Origin of the sequence: Dietzia timorensis (genome assembly GCF_001659785.1) — a bacterium.
Classification (GTDB): domain Bacteria; phylum Actinomycetota; class Actinomycetes; order Mycobacteriales; family Mycobacteriaceae; genus Dietzia; species Dietzia timorensis.
On the sequence record NZ_CP015961.1, the window covers coordinates 106,724 to 124,124 of the forward strand.

Sequence of the window (17,401 nt, forward strand, 5' to 3'; positions counted from 1 at the left end):
CCACATCGTTGCATAGATGACGTTTAGTCCAGGGCCTGCTGCCAGAAATCGGCTTCGAGGACGGTGGCCTTGCGGAAGATCTCGGACAGCTCGGCTCGACGCTTATCGGAGAGATGCCCGCCGGCGAGGGAATCGATGCGCTCGATGGCGAGCTGCGCGCCCTGCTGGAAGTCCTCGCCCGCGTACTCGGTGATCCACTCGACGTAAGGATGATCCGGCGCGGGGGAGAAGCGGGCGGCTAGGTCGGCGCCGATTTCCGCGTAGCCGATGGTGCACGGGGCGAGGGCGACCTCGAGATCGAGGAGATCGCCGGCCATGCCGCAGTCGAGAACGTAGCGGGTGTAGGCGACCGTGCCCATCTTCTCCGGCGTCGACTCCAGGGTCGCGCGGTCGATGCCCCAGCGCTCGGTGAGGCCGATGTGGAGCTCGGTCTCCTTGAGGATGAGGGCGAGGCCGTCCGCGGAAAGCTTGATCTCGTCGAGCGAGCGGCTCTTGTACGCCGACAGCGCGTACGCGCGGGCGAACTGGATGAGGAACAGGTAGTCCTGGACGAGATAGTCCTGGAAGCTGGGCAACGCGAGAGCGCCCTGGCCGAGCTGCTCGACGAAGTCGTGGTGGACGTAGTCGTCCCATTCTGTAGCGCTTGCGGACTTGAGTTCTGTGAACAGCGTCATCGACGACCTTTCTCGAGGCGACGTGGCTCGGGCGCGGCCTGCCCGCGCTAGCTCCGTTGTGCGATGCTACGTCCCGAGCGCCGCACATTTCGGTCTACCGCGCCGGGGCGCGACACGAGGCGACATCGGTCTCCGACGTCATAAATGCAATTCTGCGGCCCCACCCGCGAAAGGTGGGGCCGCAGAAGTTCCGTGAGCGGTCGAACGGAGAGTCCGCCGACCGGCTCAGGGCTGTCTGACTATCCGCCGAGGCTGTCCGAGACGATGTCCAGGAAGCCCTGAGCAGCGCCGAGGAACGTGTTGATGATGCCTTGACCGGCGTCGAAGAATACGCCTGCAAGATCTTCGAGTGAACCCATGAGAATCTCCTTGAGTACGGACCGATCGCTGCGTACCCGGATCGGATGAGCCTGTCCTCTCCGACCCCTCACTGTGGTGCACATGACCGGTGCTGGTGTCACAAGGCTCATCGGAACGAGTGTGAAGTACGTTACATAGCACAGATTTCGGCGGGTGGGGCGATTGCGGTGCGTGTGAGCGTGCACGACCGGCGAGCTTCTTGACGAGGTGCTGCGCTCACGTCCGAATCCATGAAGCAGAAACGAAAAAACCTGTGGCCCACCGGAAGTGGTGAGCCACAGGTTCTTGGGTGTCGACGCTCGGCGCCGACGGGGATTAGCCCTGCAGGCTGCCCGAAACGATGTCGAACAGGCCCTGGCCGGCGTTGAGGAAGGTGTTGATGAGGCCCTGGCCTGCATCGAAGAACACGCCTGCGAGATTTTCAATGGAACCCATGATGAGTCTCCTTCAGTGTTGGTGTGCCGTCCTGCGGTCCGGAAGGGTGGCCAACCAGTGGTTGCTACCCCGCGGGGCCGACGACACGGTCTGATGTTTTCGTTTTGTTATCTACCGCTCCCGGGATTGCGTTACACAATCTCGGAGCCGGCCGATGGGTGCCCGGCTGTCGACCACAGTTGATCGGCAGGAGGGTTCTATTCGGCCCGGAGGCCGAATGGAATTAGCCCTGGAGGCTGCCCGAAACGATGTCGAACAGGCCCTGGCCGGCGTTCAGGAAGGTGTCAATGAAGCCCTGACCTGCGGTGAAGAAAACGCCTGCGAGATTTTCGATGGAACCCATGATGAGTCTCCTTAAGTCGGTGCCGGCCTGGAGGGGACGCGGAAAGGCGAATCCGTCTCGCACATTCCGTTGGAGCGAACCCCCGAAAGCCAGCGTTGCTTTCGAATTGAGTATCGGGAAAATTCGGGCGAATCGTTACTCGGAGGGCGTTACAAGGGGCCGTATGGACACCGTTATGTCACGAAAATGTAACGGCCAGTAGGGCTCATAGCAGCGAGAATCATGCGTCACATTAAGACCGGATGCGCTTCGGGTGTTTTGCCCCAATGTGGGGGTGAATGAGGTATGGGGGAGGGTCCGGCACGTCGTACTCGGCCGCCGTGCGCGACGCCCCTGGGTGAGAAACGCGGATTCCGCGCCGCAACACGTCGGGGCTATGCGCAGATCGCGCGGCTTGGTAGCGTGCTCGGCATGGGAACTCTGTGCAGCGCGCCTACGATGGCGCTGAACTTCGCGATTCGGGACCGCGCCCGCTAGACGGCGCCTCCTGAACACAAATCTTCTGGCGCCGTCGCCCCCGAGATGCTGCGCACCTCGGGCGGGCTACAGGTCGCACTAATCCTCGACTTTTGCAGCGCACACGCCGCTGCCGTTCCCGCATACCGAGGTGCTCCATTCCTTTCCTCTTGGAGCGCCCCATGTCCCGTTCTTCTTTCGGCGGCCGCCACGAACTCGGCCAGAACTTCCTCACCAACCGCGCGACGATCGCTTCGATCGTCGATCTCGTCGACTCCACCGAAGGGTCGATACTCGAAATAGGTGCCGGCGACGGCCATCTCACCCGCCCACTTTCCCGGCTAGGTCGGCAGCTCACGGCGGTCGAAATCGATGAGTACCGCGGCGAGCGCCTGCGTTCCCGGGCGCGCGGCGCGTCCGTCGTCATAGGCGATGTATTGCGTCTGCCGTTCGACGCGGACGTCGTCGTCGGTAACGTGCCCTTCCACCTCACCACCCCGATCCTGCGTAAGTTGCTTCGCGAGCCCGCGTGGAACGAGGCCGTGCTGCTCACCCAATGGGAGGTTGCGCGCAAGCGGGCGAGCGTCGGCGGGTCCACGATGATGACCGCACAGTCAGGACCGTGGTTCACGTTCGAGCTGGTCGGCCGCGTTCCCGCCCGGCACTTCGCGCCAATGCCCAGTGTTGACGGAGGGCTCCTGCGGATTTCGCGTCGGCGCGAACCGCTCGTACCGCGGTGGGAGGAGAAGGCGTACACGCGATTCGTGCGGGCGGCATTCACCGGTCGCGGGAATACGCTTGCGCGGATCGTTTCACGGGCCGCGGGGATCGATGCGGGCGCGGCAAAAAAGTCGCTCGCGCGGGCGGGGGTGCCGGCGCGAGCGCTGCCGCGGGATCTCTCGGCAACGCAATGGGCCCGGCTGTGGCGCGAGGTGCGCCGACAGCCGGGCCGGTAGAACTGGCGGTGGATTCGGTTGTTACGGGGTGACGAGGCAGGTGCCGCGATCGGGAGCGAGGTTCGGCCCGCTCAACGCCGTGTCGTCGGAGGGCACGGCCCACGAGTAGACCATTTCGGCCTCGGGGTGGCCGGCCGCTTCGCACTCGGGGATCGAGTTGACGTATCCCTCGGCCGGTGGCTCCGGTGGATTCTGGATGACCGCGACGACCTTCATCGCATCGGGCGCACTGCAGTCCACGCGCTTGGCCTCGGTGCTCTCGGCGACCATGCACTCTCCCTCGGAGATGAGGTTGATGGATTCTTCCTTGGGGATCTTCGGGTCGCCGATGCACATCGACAGATAGTCCTCGCCACGCATGTTGAACGCGCCCTGGGCGCCTTCGACGTCGATGCACTTGGTATCGGTTTCGCTGTGTCGGACCGAGAGGACCTCGGTCTTCGCCTCCGGGGAGTCGCAATCGACGACCGCGGGGGCTACCGCAACTGCGCCCCCGTAGAGGGACTCGTCAAGGCAGTCCCCAACCGCGTAGTCGGCCGGATCGGATGCCGCCGCGCCCGAGGAACCCGAGCTCGGTTCTGTGCCCGCCGAGCTCTCGGAGGTTGAGTCGGACCCGCTGGAAGCCGACGTCGAGGTGTTGTTGCCCAGGTTCTTCGCGAACATTCCGATGCCGACAAATAGCGCGAGTACGACGACGGCGGCCACGATGAGCCCGATGGTCAATGCGTTGTTCTTTTTCTTCGGTGGCTGGCCGCCCGGACCATAGGGTCCGCCCGGCCCACCGGGTCCACCCGGCCCGTGCGGTCCGCCTGGCCCAGCCGGACCGAAACCCTGCGAACCCTGCGGTCCGCCGTAGGGATACTGGCCGGGCCCTTGCGGTCCGCCGTGCTGGGGACCTGAACCGCCCTGAACCCCGTTCGGTCCCTGCTGATTCGGAAACTGCCCACCTGCGGGCGCTTGACCCTGCTGCGGGCCTGGTGACCCGTGCGGAGTCGGCCCTTGCGGCGAGGAACCCTGTCCTGATGCACCTTGCGTGTTGTCTGTCATGGTGGTGAGAGCCGATCAGCCACGTGTTTGTTCCCAGCAATGAGCGAAAAATTTCCCGGCCCCCGATGCGGAACGTGCTACTCGGTGAAATCGGCGGTGCGCCCACTCCCGCCGAAGAGCCACGCCACGACGATCGCCCCGGGATCGGGCACGCCCTTCGACGCGTCCCCGAGATAGGACGCGCGCCCCTTCTTCGCCACCAACTCACGCGTCGCGAGCGCGCCCTCCCGGGCGGCGTCGTAGCTCGCCGTCAGAACCTCGTCGAAGCCGTGGTCCGCGGATGCGGCCTCCCTGGCGGCTCGTGCGGCCGGCGCGAGCGCGTCGACCAGCGTGTTGTCGCCCTCCTCGGCGCCGCCCAGAGCCATGACGGCGGAGACCGCGTTCTCCAGGCCCGTCGCGAATGCAGTCGCGCTGAGACCCGAACCCACCGCATCGGTAAGCGACTGCGAGGCCTGGCCGAGTTCTCGGAACAGGGTGCCGAACACGGCGCCGGAGGTGCCGCCCGCGCGAACGAGCATCCGGTGCGACAGCGCGCCGAGCACGACCGAATCGCTGCCGTGCAACGGCAGATCGATGTCCCCGAACGCGGCGTGCATATTGGCGCCGAAGTCGCCGTCGCCGGCCAGCCGATCCAGCTCGGTGAGATCGTCGACCGCGCCCTGCACCCGCTCGACGAAGTCGCTGAGCCACACGTTCTCCGAGCCGCCCTTACGGTCGTTGGCCGCGGGCAACTCGTCGGCGAACTCGATGCGAGCCGGTGCGAATTCCGCCTCGCCGCCGAGCACGCGCGGCCACGCCGGGGCGTCGGTGGGCGCGTCGAGAAGCGAGACGATCTCGTCCGTCGCGCGAGTCAGCGTGAGCGAGACACCGGCCATGTTCACCGAGGTGACGAAGCTGCCGACCATCGAACGGCGCACGCGGATGCCCCGCTCGGCGAGCTCGCGAAGCACCTGCCCGAACACGAGGTGCAGCTCGAGGTTGGTGGTCCCGCCGAGCCCGTTGACCAGGCACACCACGTCGTCGCCGGCGGCGAGGCCGAGTGAGCCCGCGACGCCGTCGAGCAGCTTCGCGCAGAGCGAATTCGCGTCGGTGAGTGATTCCCGTGAAACACCGCGCTCGCCGTGGATGCCGACCCCGACCTCCATTTCCCCGTCGGGCAGATCGAAGGTGTCCCGGCCACTGGTGGGCAGGTGTCCCGCGGCGAGCGCGGCGGCCATGCTGCGCGAATTCTCCGCTACAGATGTAGCGAGGTCGGCGACGGCGTCGAGCGAGTCGCCGCGCGCGGCAGCGGCGCCGGCGACCTTCTCCACGAGGATCGTCGCGCCGGTGCCACGTCGTCCGGGTCCGTCGGAGCCGGGCTCGGACTCGGTGGCGACGTCGTCGGCGACCACGACTGTTCTCGTCTCGACATCGGGCAGGGACTGGCGAGCGACCTGGAAGTTCATCACGTCGCCGGTGTAGTTCTTCACGACGTGCAGAACGCCGGCACCCTGGTCCGCCCAGCGCGTGGCTTCGGTGACCTGCACTGCGTTGGGGGAGGTGAACATGTGGCCCGGGCACGCGGCCGCGAGCATCCCGGCGCCGATAAACCCGGCGTGCATCGGCTCGTGCCCGGAACCGCCGCCGGAGATCACGGCGACTGCGGGGCCGCCGGAATCGGTGACAACCGACGAGGAGCGGCCGATGAAGCCGGCCTCGTGCCACTCGGCATCGGGGTGCGCGGCGACGAACCCGCCGAGCGCCTCGGCGAGAAAGTCCTCCGACGAATTTCGAAAGCTACGGATCGATGCGTTGTGCGGGGTATCGGCCATGGCGCCGAGGGTAATCAAGATCGCCGCCCGGCGGGGTGAGTAGCAAGGCCGAACCAACAGGGTTGCCGAGCGATTGGCGCGGCACCGCGAAATAACGAAAGGGACGTCCGCTTCGCGCGTCGTCCCTCTTCCCATTTAATAGTATGCGCCGCACAGGGGCTTGCCGCAAGGGCCTACACCTGCGCCACAATGGCTTCTCTCGCCCGCCTGCCGCCTGCCGCCCCGAGGGAGCCGCCCCATGTCGCACACCTATTTCGCCCTGCCCGACGCCGCGTCCGCCAAGCGGCCCGGATCTCATCGCAGCCGACGATGCCCATTTCGCCCGCCTCGCCGACCGACTGTCCCGCCGGGTCGCCGAGGTCACCGACCGGCTCGGCGAACTGCGCACCTCCGGCGTCAGAGGTGGGCAAGCTGCGCTCGAACGGGACCTGGAAGAACATTCGATGACGGCGGAGCTCCGCATGCTCCGGCGGTTCGCACTCGACCTGTGCCTTGGCCGCATTGTGGGCGAGACGGGGGAGGAACCGGTGTATATCGGGAGGATCGGGCTCACCGACGCCGATGGGACGCCGCTGCTCGTCGACTGGCGTGCGCCCGCTGCGGAGCCGTTCTTCGCGGCCACGCGTGCCCATCCGATGGGGGTGACGGCGCGGCGCCGATACCGCTGGAACCGCGGACGCGTCGTCGACTACTGGGACGAGGTGTTCGGCGATCCGGGCTCCGGCGACAGTACCGATGCGGCGCTCGATGAGGACTCGGCGCTCATCGCCTCCCTCGGCGCCTCGCGCACCGAGAAAATGCGGGACGTGCTCGGCACGATCCAGGCGGACCAGGACGAAATCATCCGCGCGTCCTCGCGGGGCCCGCTCGTCGTCGACGGCGGCCCCGGCACCGGTAAGACCGTCGTCGCGTTGCACCGCGCCGCGTATCTGTTGTACGCGGATCCGCAGGTGGAGGCCTCGCGCGGCGGGGTGCTCATCGTCGGACCGCACCGCCCCTACCTCGCATATGTCGCCGACGTGCTGCCGAGCCTCGGCGAGGAGGGCGTACTCACGTGCACCCTCTCCGACCTCGTGCCCGAGGGCGAATACGCGCGCCCGGAGTCCGATCCGCGCGTGGCGGGGCTCAAGTCCTCGGCGCGCTGGCGCGAGGCGATCGACCGCGGCGTGCGCTTCTACGAAGAGGCTCCGACGGAGAGGCTCACGCTCGAATCGGCGGGAGGCGACGTGCGGGTCACCGCGCGCGACTGGGCCGACGCCTTCGACGCCTACGACATCGGCGCCCCACACAACGAGGCTCGTACGCAGGTATGGGACGCCCTCGTCGAACGCCTGGCAGCCAAGGGCAATGACGCCGGACGTGAGCTCGAGCTCGTATCGGCCGAGTACGCGCGCTCGGAGGACCTGCGCCGGATCTTCAACCACGCATGGCCAAGCCTGGACCCGACAAATGTAGTGGAGGATATGTTTTCGGTTCCCGCGTACCTGAGGCTGTGCGCGCCGTGGCTGTCTCCCGAGGACGTGGCACTTCTGCAGCGGGAGAATCCGCGGGAGTGGACGCGCGAGGATCTACCTCTGCTCGACGCCGCCCGCGCGCGGGTGGGGGACCCGGGAGCCGAGCAGCGCCGACGCGAGCGCGAGGCTGCGGCCAGGGCGCAGCGCGCGGAGATGGAAAAGGTGGTCGACGAGCTGATGGACACCGACGACTCGGAGTTGGGGTTGATGAAATCGCTGCGCCACGGAGACCTGAGGGATGCGCTCGTCGATCAGGCCGCCCTTCCCGTCGAGCGCGGCAGCCGGATGGCCGGACCGTTCTCGCACGTGATCGTCGACGAGGCGCAGGAGCTTTCGGATGCCGAGTGGCAGGTGCTGCTCGAGCGGTGCCCATCGCGTAGCTTCACAGTCGTCGGCGACCGCGCGCAGGCACGGGCGGGGTTCGCCGAGACCTGGGCGGAGCGGCTCGATCGTGTAGGACTGCGCGGGGCGCGCACGGCGTCGCTGAAGTTCAACTACCGCACGCCGTCAGAGGTGATGGACGAGGCGGCGCCGGTGATCCGTGCCGCCCTGCCGGATGCGAACGTGCCCGAATCGGTGCGCTCGAGCGGGGTTCCGGTGCGCCGCGGGACGATCGCGGAACTCGAATCCGTGGTGACCACGTGGCTCGCGAATGCCGAGGAGGGCGTTGCGTGCATTATCGCTGCGACAGATGTAGAGACGAGTTTCGCGAAAGAGCATCCGCGGGTCAGCGTGCTCGACCCGGTGAGCGCGAAGGGGCTCGAGTTCGACCTCGTGGTGCTCGTGCGGCCGGAGAAATTCGGTGACGGGGTTTCCGGCGCGGTCGACCGCTACGTCGCGATGACCCGTTCGACCCAAAACCTTGTAGTTCTGGAGTGAAACGATGCAACCCCAAATTGACCTGCCAGATGCTAAGTCTCACTCAGCCTCTGGAGGAAGCGTAGAGATGGGGCATGAGCACATTCGCACTGAATAATCCCAGCACCGGACAACAAGAAGGCAGTTTCGAACGCATCGACGACTCCGAGCGGGACGCGATTCTCGACCGCTCCGTCGAGGCGCAGCGCGTGTGGCAGAGCACGAGCATCGAGACGCGCGCGAAGGTTCTTCGCCGGACAGGCGAACTCTACGAAGAGAAGATCGACGAACTCGCCGACCACATCGGGCGCGAAATGGGCAAGCTCATCCCGTGGGGAAAGGGCGAGCTGCAGATCGTCGCGGGCATCTACCGCTGGTACGCAGACCACGCCGAGGAGCTCCTCGCGGCGGAAGAGCTCGAGCCGCAGGGTGCGGATCGCTCGTACGTCATCAAGGAGCCGCTCGGTCCCCTTCTCGGGATCATGCCGTGGAACTTTCCCTATTACCAGGTCGCCCGGTGGGCCGCGCCGAACCTCCTCCTCGGTAACTCGCTGGTCCTCAAACATGCCGGTATCTGCCCACTTTCCTCGCAGGCATGTGAGGATCTTCTCCTGGAGGCCGGGCTGCCGGAAGGCGTATTCCAGAACATCTATGCCTCGGGCTCCCAGATGGATCCCTTCGTCGCGGACAAGCGGATCAAGGGTGTCTCGCTCACCGGTTCGGAACAGGCCGGTGCGGCCGTAGCGAAGACGGCGGGCGAAAACTACAAGAAGTCCCTGCTCGAACTCGGCGGGAACGACCCGTTTCTCGTGCTCGACGACGTCAACCTCGAATGGGTCCTCGACAAGTTCGTGCCCATTCGCATGTACAACACCGGGCAGGCGTGCAACGCGCCGAAGCGGCTCATCGTGCAGTCGGAGTTCTACGACCGCACCGTCGAGTACCTGGAAAAGAAGATCGCGGAACTCACCGTCGGTGCCTACGACGATCCGGATGCCGATGTCGGTCCACTCAGCTCGATCGGAGCCCGCGACGAGATCGTCGAGCGCCTCGACAAGGCCGCGAAGGACGGAACAGCGACCGTTCGCGTGGGAGGGAAGAAGATCGACCGCGACGGCGCGTACATGGAACCGACGCTACTCACCGATGTCGACCCATCGGCGGACGTCGGCTGCAACGAGATTTTCGGGCCGGTGGCGATCGTGTACAGCGCCGACGGCATCGACGAGGCGGTCCGAATCGCCAACGAGGAATCCGAGTACGGACTGTCCAGCTCGGTGTGGTCGTCCGACGTAGACAAGGCGCACGAAGTGGCGAAGCGCCTCAAAGACGGGATGACCTTCGTCAACGAACACGCCGTGACGTCGGCGGGACTTCCATTCGGCGGAGTCGGGCGTTCCGGGTACGGGCGAGAGCTCGCACGCTGGGGTGTCGGCGAATTCGTCAACGACAAACTCATCCGGGTTTCCGGTCAGGAGGACGCGGGCATGTCGCCCGGCTGATTCCGGAATTTTCACAAGTTAGATGAGGCCCTGCGGACACGTCCCCCGCAGGGCCTCACGTCGTCCTGGGGGCGTTTCCACCCTCCCCGCCGAAATGTGAGCCATGATGACAATTGGTGCGGCAATGTCGCGAGGAAAAAGAAATTACTCTTTTATCCGTGCTGTTCCGGCTGGATGGAAAGCGGGTTGGCCGAACATGGTGTGGATTACTAATGTGTTTCATGTCATTCAGTCAGATTCGGCAGTGACTGGCCGAAGCGTTGTGCAAGGAGCTGCACATGGGAAGCGTTATTCGGATGTTCGGCGGCGCGCTGGGCGGCGTTGCGTTGGCGGCAGGGCTCTTTGCCGGCGCGGGCGCGCCGGTCGCGGGTGCACAGCCGGCGGATACCTCGGCATGCGCGAAGTCGCAGACGAAGGAATTTTCCTGGCCGGGCAGCGCGGGAACCCCGTACTTCCTCACGAAGGAAGTGATCGGTGAGGACACCGTTGCCCCGGGCGGCCAGATCACATACCGAACCACGGTGCGCGGAGGCGGCGCGCTCATCGACCGTATCGAGGACTTTCACCCGCAGGGATTCGAACTGGTCTCGGCGCGCGAGAGCGTGTGGAAGCTGGTCGGCGGGCAGAGGTGGACCGACGTCACCGACGCCGTTCGCAAGGACTCCACCGAGAACAGCGTGTACAAGACCTCGGCCGGATGGACCACTGCCGGCGAAGCTCGCGTGAGTCTCGAAACCACCTACAAGGTTCCGGAAGACGCGGAGCCGGGATCGACGCTCAATTCGGGCGCTGGGTTCAGCGCGATCCGCATAAATGGCGACAAGGTCGCGAACCCTATCGACACATGCGTGACGGTCCGCGAACCCAATGCCGTCGAGAACGTGACCGGCAGCCTCGACGGGCTGGGCCTCGGCTCGCTCACCTCGGGTTCGACCTCGTCGGCCACGATCTCCAGCGATCCGGCGGGCTTCGTCTCCGACATCATCAACGGGGTGGATCTCTCCAAGGTCCTGGGCAGCTAGCGGCGTCCGGGGTCAACAAGCGAACCCGCGCGGCGACCTCCACGCGGCGAGCCCGCGCGGGGGCGCCTCGGGCTGTGCTCGGGCCTTTCCCCGCTACGCTTGGGCATCGACAGTGACGGCGGAGTCACACCCCGCGCCCGGGACGCCGCCGTGCGCCGGACGATGGGAGATGTGGTGTGAGCCGAGGCCTGAGGATCGTGGCCGAACGGGGCCTGCCGACGACGATCGCCAATAAGCTCCGCGACGGGCTCGAAGAAAAGGTCCGCGCCGATCTCGGCGAGCCGATCGACGTGTCGATCGAACAAGGCTCCCTGCTCCTCGACCCCGATGGGGAGGTGCATCTCGGCGGATCGGTGCCGCGGAACCGCAAAACCGACGACGTCGTCATCTTCCTCACCGAGATGCCGCGCCTGTGGGGCGGCAAACCCACCCCGGCGGAGATCGACCTCCAGCGCATGGCGGGCATCATCTCGCTGCCCGCGTGCGGCGTTCGGCGGGTCGCGCGCGTGGTCGAACGGCTCATCGTCGCCTCCGCCGCCGGCATCATCCGGCAGGATCTCCACGAGGACCTGCTGTACGCGGTGCAGTCGAAGAACCACCATTGGACAGACGACAGCGCGGGCCACGCGAAGAGCACCCTCGTCGTCGACACCCGCTGGGGGTGGGTGCGCACCGTCATCGGGATGATGCGCATCAATCAGCCGTGGAAACTCGTCGCTTCCCTCAAGGGCGTGATGGCGGCGGCCATCGCCACGGCGTCGTTCGGCGTGTTCTATACGTCCATCTGGCAGATGGCGAGTGTGCTCAGCCCGCTGCGGCTGCTACTCATCAGCGGGTTCTCGGTCGGCGTGATGACGATGTGGCTCATCGCCGCAAACCACCTGTGGGAGACGAAATCGAGCGGCCGCTTCAGCGCGGTGTGGGCGAGGCTCTACAACTCGACGACGATCTTCACCGTGCTCACCGGCGTCGTGTTCATGTACGTCGGGCTCTACGCGGTGACCTTCGTGTCATCGATGGTGGTGATCGACGAAACCTTTCTCACCGAACAGCTCGGCAAGGAGGCTACGCTCCACGACTACGGCAGCCTCGCCTGGCTATCGACGTCAATGGGCGTTATCGCAGGCGCGCTCGGTTCTAACGCCGACAGCCACGAATCCATCCTCCGGGCGACGTTCGGTCGCCGCGAGCAGGAGCGCCGCAAAACCCTCGACGAGCTCAATCAGGACGAGGCGGACAGCGAGGACATCACGATCACCAAGGACGACTTCGAGTAAACATGCGGGCCCCGCTTTCGCATGCGGGGCCTAGGGGTCCGGCGTCATACACTGGGGCCATTGGCGACGACGGTGAAGGGGCTGCCATGGCGACAGAGACGGCGAACGCGCACATCGACGTGGTGCTCGACTGCGTCCGCGTGGGCGAGGTGCGGCCGCTGGAACCGGAGGGCCAGCCGTCGGCCATCACCAAGAATGACGTCGGAGGTCCGGTCCCTCTGACGACCCTGGGGCTCGGCGGGGATCATCAGGGCGATCCGCGTGTCCACGGCGGCGCGGAAAAGGCGCTGCACTACTTCTCGCTCGAGGGCTACGAGAAGTTCGCGGCCGCGCTGCCGAACGTGCGCATCGAACCGGGGATGCTCGGGGAGAACTTCCACGGCCGAGGCGCCACCGAGGAAACGGTGTGCGTGGGCGACGTGTACCGCCTCGGCACCGCGTTGGTACAGGTCTCGCAGCCGCGATCGCCGTGCTGGAAGGTCGATAATCTGCTCGGCCACATCGGCGCGAACCTCACGCTCGCCGAGCTGCGATGCCAGGGGTGGTACTTTCGCGTCCTCGAAGAGGGCGAGGTGAACGCGGGCGATCGGATGACGCTGACCGAGCGCCCTGCGCCCGAGGCGCCCCTCGATCGGCTGCTCGCAGTGCAGCAGGAACTGCGCCCCGATATCGACGAGGTGCTGATGTTGGCCGAGGCAGAGGGGCTCACGGAGAAGCTGCGCAAGCGCCTTCTCGGGCGCGCGAAATGGTTGCAGTCCCACGCCTGAGCGCGGTGCGATTTCGGTGGGTGTGACGAAGGTTACGGTCGAAAATTCTATCTGTTCTGTGACGGCGCTGGGAGCGGCCGCCGGGCGTGCTGTGAACTCCGACGTCATTCGTGGGTAACTCCCCGGAGCTGGGGAAAGTGTGGACGTGGGGGAGGCTCCTCGGCGGTCCGGGAGATGCCGGTGTGAGGCGCCGGTCACGGCGCGATTCGGGCCTGAATCCTAAGAGGCTGCAGGATCCGAATTGTGCATGCAAAATGAATTGTTGCGCTCCTTGTGCAAAGTTTCATCCGGCGTGTACAAATTGTTTTTGTTAGCCCGGGTGCTTGCTCGATCAAGCGATGTGCGATCTGGCGAGGGGCCGGGGACAGGTCCGATTCAAGGAGCCCACTCTCCATGGCAAAGTTTCTCTACCGCGTAGGTAGATCTGCCTACGCCCACCGCTGGCGATTCATCGCCGTGTGGCTGCTCGTCGTGGTCGCTGCCGCGACCGCCGCAATGACGCTGAGCAAGCCCACGTCCACCACCTTCTCCATCCCCGGGCTCGAGTCCATCGAGACCCAGGAGGAGATGAGCTCGAAGTTCCCCGGCCAAGAGGACCAGATGGAGGCGCCAGCCGGCCAGGTCGTACTCAAGGCCCCGGAGGGTAAGACCCTCACCGATCCGGAGGTTTCCGAGCAGGTCACCTCGCTCATCGATGACCTCAAGACGCAGCCGTACCTCACCGGCACCGAGACGCTCGTCGACCCGGCCACCGCGGCCGCCGGAATGGCGCAGCAGCTCGGTGAGGCCAAGGCCGCACAGCAACTGCCGCAGGAGCAGATCGACGCCGATATCGCGGCGATGAGTCCGCTCAGCGAGGACGAGCGCACCGGCCTCCTCGACGTCACCTTCGACGCGGAATCCTCGATGGACATCCCCGCCGAGGACGTCGAGGCGTTCAAGGAGGTCGTCGAGAAGCACGAATCCTCCGATCTCGAGATCGCCTACTCGGGCAACGCCTTCCAGACCCAGGAGCTCGGAGGTGCCGCCGAACTCATCGGTATCGCCGTGGCCGCGTTGGTCCTCATCATCACGTTCGGTTCGTTCATTGCTGCCGGTATGCCACTGATCACCGGCGTCACCGGCGTCGGCATCGGCATCGCCGGAGTGCTTGCGGCGACCTCGGTCACCGACACCATCAACTCGATGACCCCGACGCTCGCCTCGATGATCGGCCTCGCCGTCGGCATCGACTACGCGCTGTTCATCGTCTCTCGCTTCCGCAGCGAGCTGATCAAACACGTGGACGGCTACGACATCGCGCCGGCCGAACTCGCGCAGCGCATCAAGACGCTCGACCGCGCCGAGCGCGCACACATTGCGGGCATGGCCGTCGGCAAGGCCGGCTCGGCCGTGGTCTTCGCCGGCCTCACCGTCGTTATCGCGCTCACCGCGCTGTCCATCATCAACATCCCGTTCCTGACGGCGATGGCGCTGGCCGCAGCGGTGACGGTCGTGATCGCGGTGCTCGTTGCGCTGACGCTACTTCCGGCCATCCTCGGCGCGTTCGGGACGAAGGTGTTCGCCGGTCGCGCGCCGGTGGTCAAGGCTCCGGACCCGGAGAACGAGGCGCCGACGATGGGCCTCAAGTGGGTCCGCCAGATCCGCAAGCGTCCGGTCGTGTTCGCCGGTGCAGTGGTCGTGTTGCTCGCGCTGCTCGCCATCCCCGCGGCGCAGCTGCGACTTGCCATGCCGTCGGACGGCAGCATGAAGCCGGGCAGCCCGAACCGCGTCGCCTACGAGATGATCGACGAGGGCTTCGGCCCGGGCCGCAACGCCCCGATGGTCGCGCTCGTCGAGGCCGACGGCAAGAACCCGGAAGAGGCCATGGGGATCTTCGCCCAGGCCGCCACCGGACTGCAGGACACCGACGGCGTGTCCAATGCGCAGGTCGCGCAGGTCAGCGAGGACGGCACGGCCGCCCAGGTGATGATCACGCCCGAGGTCGGAGCGACCGACGAGCGTGCCGCGGAGGTGCTCGAGAACATTCGCTCCGGCGAGGAGGCCTTCCAGTCCGAAACAGGAGCGACCTACGCCGTCACGGGCGTGTCTCCCATCTACGAGGACATCTCCGATCGCCTGTCCGAGGTGCTCATCCCGTACGTCGCGATCGTCCTCGCGCTTGCGTTCCTCCTGCTCATGGTCGTGTTCCGGTCGATCCTCGTGCCGCTCGTCGCGGCGCTGGGCTTCGCGCTCTCAGTCGCAGCCACCTTCGGTATCACCGTCGGCCTGTGGCAGGAAGGCTGGGGCGGGATCGTCTCGGATCCGCAGCCGATCATCTCCTTCCTCCCGATCATGCTCATCGGCCTCGTGTTCGGCTTGGCCATGGACTACCAGGTGTTCCTGGTCTCGCGGATGCGCGAGGGATACGTCCACGGCAAGACCGCGCACAACGCCGTGTCCAACGGCTTCAAACACGGTGCTCGGGTGGTCACCGCAGCGGCGCTGATCATGATCTCCGTCTTCGCGGCGTTCATGCTCATGGACGAGCCGTTCATCAAGGTGATGGGCTTCGCGCTCGCCGCCGCGGTGTTCCTCGACGCGTTCCTCGTGCGCATGACCCTCATCCCGGCGGTCATGTTCCTGCTCGGCGATGCGGCATGGAAGCTGCCGAAGTGGCTCGACAAGATCCTCCCGCGCGTCGACATCGAAGGTGAGACGCTCGTCGAGATCGAGGACGAGCTGTGGCAGAAGAAGCAGCAGTCGGTCGACGCATAACGATGAAGAGTCTGCGCGAACGGAAGAAGAGCGAGACGCGCCGCCGCCTTGCGGTGGCGGCCGTCGAGCTCCTCGCCGAAGAGGGCGAGGAGGGCGTGACGATCGCTGCCATCGCGGACCGCGCCGGCGTCTCCACCCGTACCTTCCACAACTATTTCCAGAAGCGGGAAGACGCGTTCTACCACTTCATCGAGGTCATCACCTCGCAGTGGAAGGAAAAGCTGGCGGAGCTCCCGCCCGAGGACGGCCCGATTCGCAACATTCGGGACATCCTCCTCGACATGATCGATCCGTCCAACGGATTCATCATGTCACCGGCGAACTTCATCCAGCTCGCCGACAACATCACGGTGTTGCTCGGTAGCGTCGAGCGAGCCTGCGCCAAGGATCTCGTCCGCGATCTCGAGACCGACCTCTACGACCGCACCGACGGTTCGATGTCGCGTCTCGAAATCAAGGTGCTGTTCCCGGCGCTGCTCGCCGCGACGGGAGTCGCTCTCGAGATGAGCCACGAGGAGGGCGCGGATCCGGTCGATTACGTGACCCAGGCGTTCGACTTCTTCGAGTCACGGTTCTCCGCGAACCACTAACCACCACACCACCTATGACGCCGGAGGTGCTGAGCACCCCCAGCCTGCGAGACCGCCCCGTCGCTTGGAAAAGCGTCGGGGCGGTCCCCATTTCTCGCGGCCATCTTGCGGGTTCTCGTCAGGGCGGGGCGCCGATCTAGGGCAGGATGGGTGCATCGGGCCGCGACGAAAGGGCGGGCATGGAACAGTTCTCCAACGACGGATTGACCTTCGACGTCTTCGATTCCGGCGAGGCGGAGGGTGCCTCGCCGTCCGGCACGGTCGTGCTCTTGCACGGCTTCCCGCAAACCTCGGCCATCTGGAGTGATGTCTCGGCTATCCTCAATGCAGGCGGCCTGCGCACGGTCGCCTTCGATCAGCGCGGATACTCTCCGGGCGCGCGTCCGGACGGTCGCCGTCACTACCGAATCGAACTTCTGGTGGGCGATACCGCCGCGCTCATCGAGCAGCTGGGCGCCGGCCCGGTGCATCTCGTCGGGCACGACTGGGGTGCGGTCGTAGCGTGGCAACTCGCGGCGACCCGGCCTGACCTCGTCGCCACGCTGACCTCCCTGTCCGTGCCGAGCACGGGCGCCTTCCTCAAGTCGATGCTCTCCAGCGCGCAGCTTTTGCGCAGCTGGTACATGGGCTTTTTTCAGCTGCCCCTCGTGCCCGAGGTGCTCGCAGACCGCGTGCCCGCGGCCCTCGACAAGACGCTCGAACTCAATGGCATGAATGCCGGGCAGATCGCCGCCGTGCACAGCGAAGTGATCGCCACGGGCGCGTTCGGGTACGCCGTCAATTGGTATCGCGCGCTGCCCTACGCCAACCCGAAGTTCTTCCGTTCGCGGGTCGCCGTTCCGACGGCGCACGTGTGGGGCGAAGGCGACGCGGCGCTTGACCGGCGCGGGGCTGAGCTGGCGGAGGAGTACGTCGACGCGCCCTTCGAACTGCACGTCATCGGACGCGGCGGGCATTGGCTTCCGGAGCACTATCCGGAGAAGGTCGCCGAAATCGTGCTCGGTCTCTCCGGCTAGGCCAGACCGCCGGGAT

At 66.0% G+C, this 17,401-nt stretch carries 12 protein-coding genes; 9 read left to right on the forward strand and 3 right to left on the reverse strand.

Annotated features, from left to right (window positions below; genetic code table 11):
• Nucleotides 1–23: 23 nt before the first annotated feature.
• Nucleotides 24–674, reverse strand: a complete 651-nt coding sequence (locus tag BJL86_RS00540; RefSeq protein ID WP_067473659.1) for a TenA family protein — start codon at nucleotides 672–674, stop codon at nucleotides 24–26.
• A gap of 1,776 nt (nucleotides 675–2,450) precedes the next feature.
• Between BJL86_RS00540 and erm the strand changes: the two genes are divergently transcribed.
• Entirely contained in the window at nucleotides 2,451–3,224 is a 774-nt protein-coding gene (erm, locus tag BJL86_RS00545; RefSeq protein WP_067473656.1) for a 23S ribosomal RNA methyltransferase Erm, read from the forward strand.
• A 21-nt stretch (nucleotides 3,225–3,245) separates the two neighbouring features.
• Here the strand turns inward: erm and BJL86_RS00550 are convergent, their stop codons facing one another.
• Both BJL86_RS00550 and BJL86_RS00555 read right to left on the reverse strand, forming a co-directional pair.
• Nucleotides 3,246–4,271 (reverse strand): LppU/SCO3897 family protein, encoded by a 1,026-nt coding sequence (locus tag BJL86_RS00550; RefSeq protein ID WP_156515277.1) that lies wholly within the window; start codon nucleotides 4,269–4,271, stop codon nucleotides 3,246–3,248.
• A gap of 77 nt (nucleotides 4,272–4,348) precedes the next feature.
• Entirely contained in the window at nucleotides 4,349–6,082 is a 1,734-nt protein-coding gene (locus BJL86_RS00555; RefSeq protein ID WP_067473651.1) for a dihydroxyacetone kinase family protein, read from the reverse strand.
• A 143-nt stretch (nucleotides 6,083–6,225) separates the two neighbouring features.
• Between BJL86_RS00555 and helR the strand changes: the two genes are divergently transcribed.
• From helR to BJL86_RS00595, 8 genes are all read left to right on the forward strand, one after another.
• Nucleotides 6,226–8,475 carry an RNA polymerase recycling motor ATPase HelR gene (gene helR / locus BJL86_RS00560; protein ID WP_156515276.1) on the forward strand — a complete coding sequence of 750 codons (2,250 nt, stop codon included), beginning with the start codon at nucleotides 6,226–6,228 and terminating at the stop codon, nucleotides 8,473–8,475.
• A 74-nt stretch (nucleotides 8,476–8,549) separates the two neighbouring features.
• On the forward strand, nucleotides 8,550–9,956 hold the full coding sequence (locus BJL86_RS00565; protein WP_067473648.1) for an aldehyde dehydrogenase family protein: 1,407 nt from the start codon (nucleotides 8,550–8,552) through the stop codon (nucleotides 9,954–9,956).
• Between the two features lie 278 nt (nucleotides 9,957–10,234).
• Nucleotides 10,235–10,978 (forward strand): hypothetical protein, encoded by a 744-nt coding sequence (locus tag BJL86_RS00570; RefSeq protein WP_067473645.1) that lies wholly within the window; start codon nucleotides 10,235–10,237, stop codon nucleotides 10,976–10,978.
• Nucleotides 10,979–11,154: 176 nt separating this feature from the next.
• Nucleotides 11,155–12,255 carry a hypothetical protein gene (locus BJL86_RS00575; protein ID WP_156515275.1) on the forward strand — a complete coding sequence of 367 codons (1,101 nt, stop codon included), beginning with the start codon at nucleotides 11,155–11,157 and terminating at the stop codon, nucleotides 12,253–12,255.
• An 86-nt stretch (nucleotides 12,256–12,341) separates the two neighbouring features.
• Nucleotides 12,342–13,022, forward strand: coding sequence for an MOSC domain-containing protein (locus BJL86_RS00580; protein WP_067473640.1), 681 nt, complete (start codon nucleotides 12,342–12,344; stop codon nucleotides 13,020–13,022).
• A 393-nt stretch (nucleotides 13,023–13,415) separates the two neighbouring features.
• A complete protein-coding gene (locus BJL86_RS00585; protein ID WP_067473635.1) occupies nucleotides 13,416–15,779 on the forward strand; it encodes an MMPL family transporter in 2,364 nt (787 codons plus the stop codon).
• Nucleotides 15,746–16,369, forward strand: a complete 624-nt coding sequence (locus BJL86_RS00590) for a TetR/AcrR family transcriptional regulator (RefSeq protein WP_231887176.1) — start codon at nucleotides 15,746–15,748, stop codon at nucleotides 16,367–16,369. The genes BJL86_RS00585 and BJL86_RS00590 overlap by 34 nt, the downstream gene beginning before the upstream one ends.
• 179 nt (nucleotides 16,370–16,548) lie before the next feature.
• Entirely contained in the window at nucleotides 16,549–17,385 is an 837-nt protein-coding gene (locus tag BJL86_RS00595) for an alpha/beta fold hydrolase (RefSeq protein WP_067473629.1), read from the forward strand.
• Nucleotides 17,386–17,401: the final 16 nt, after the last annotated feature.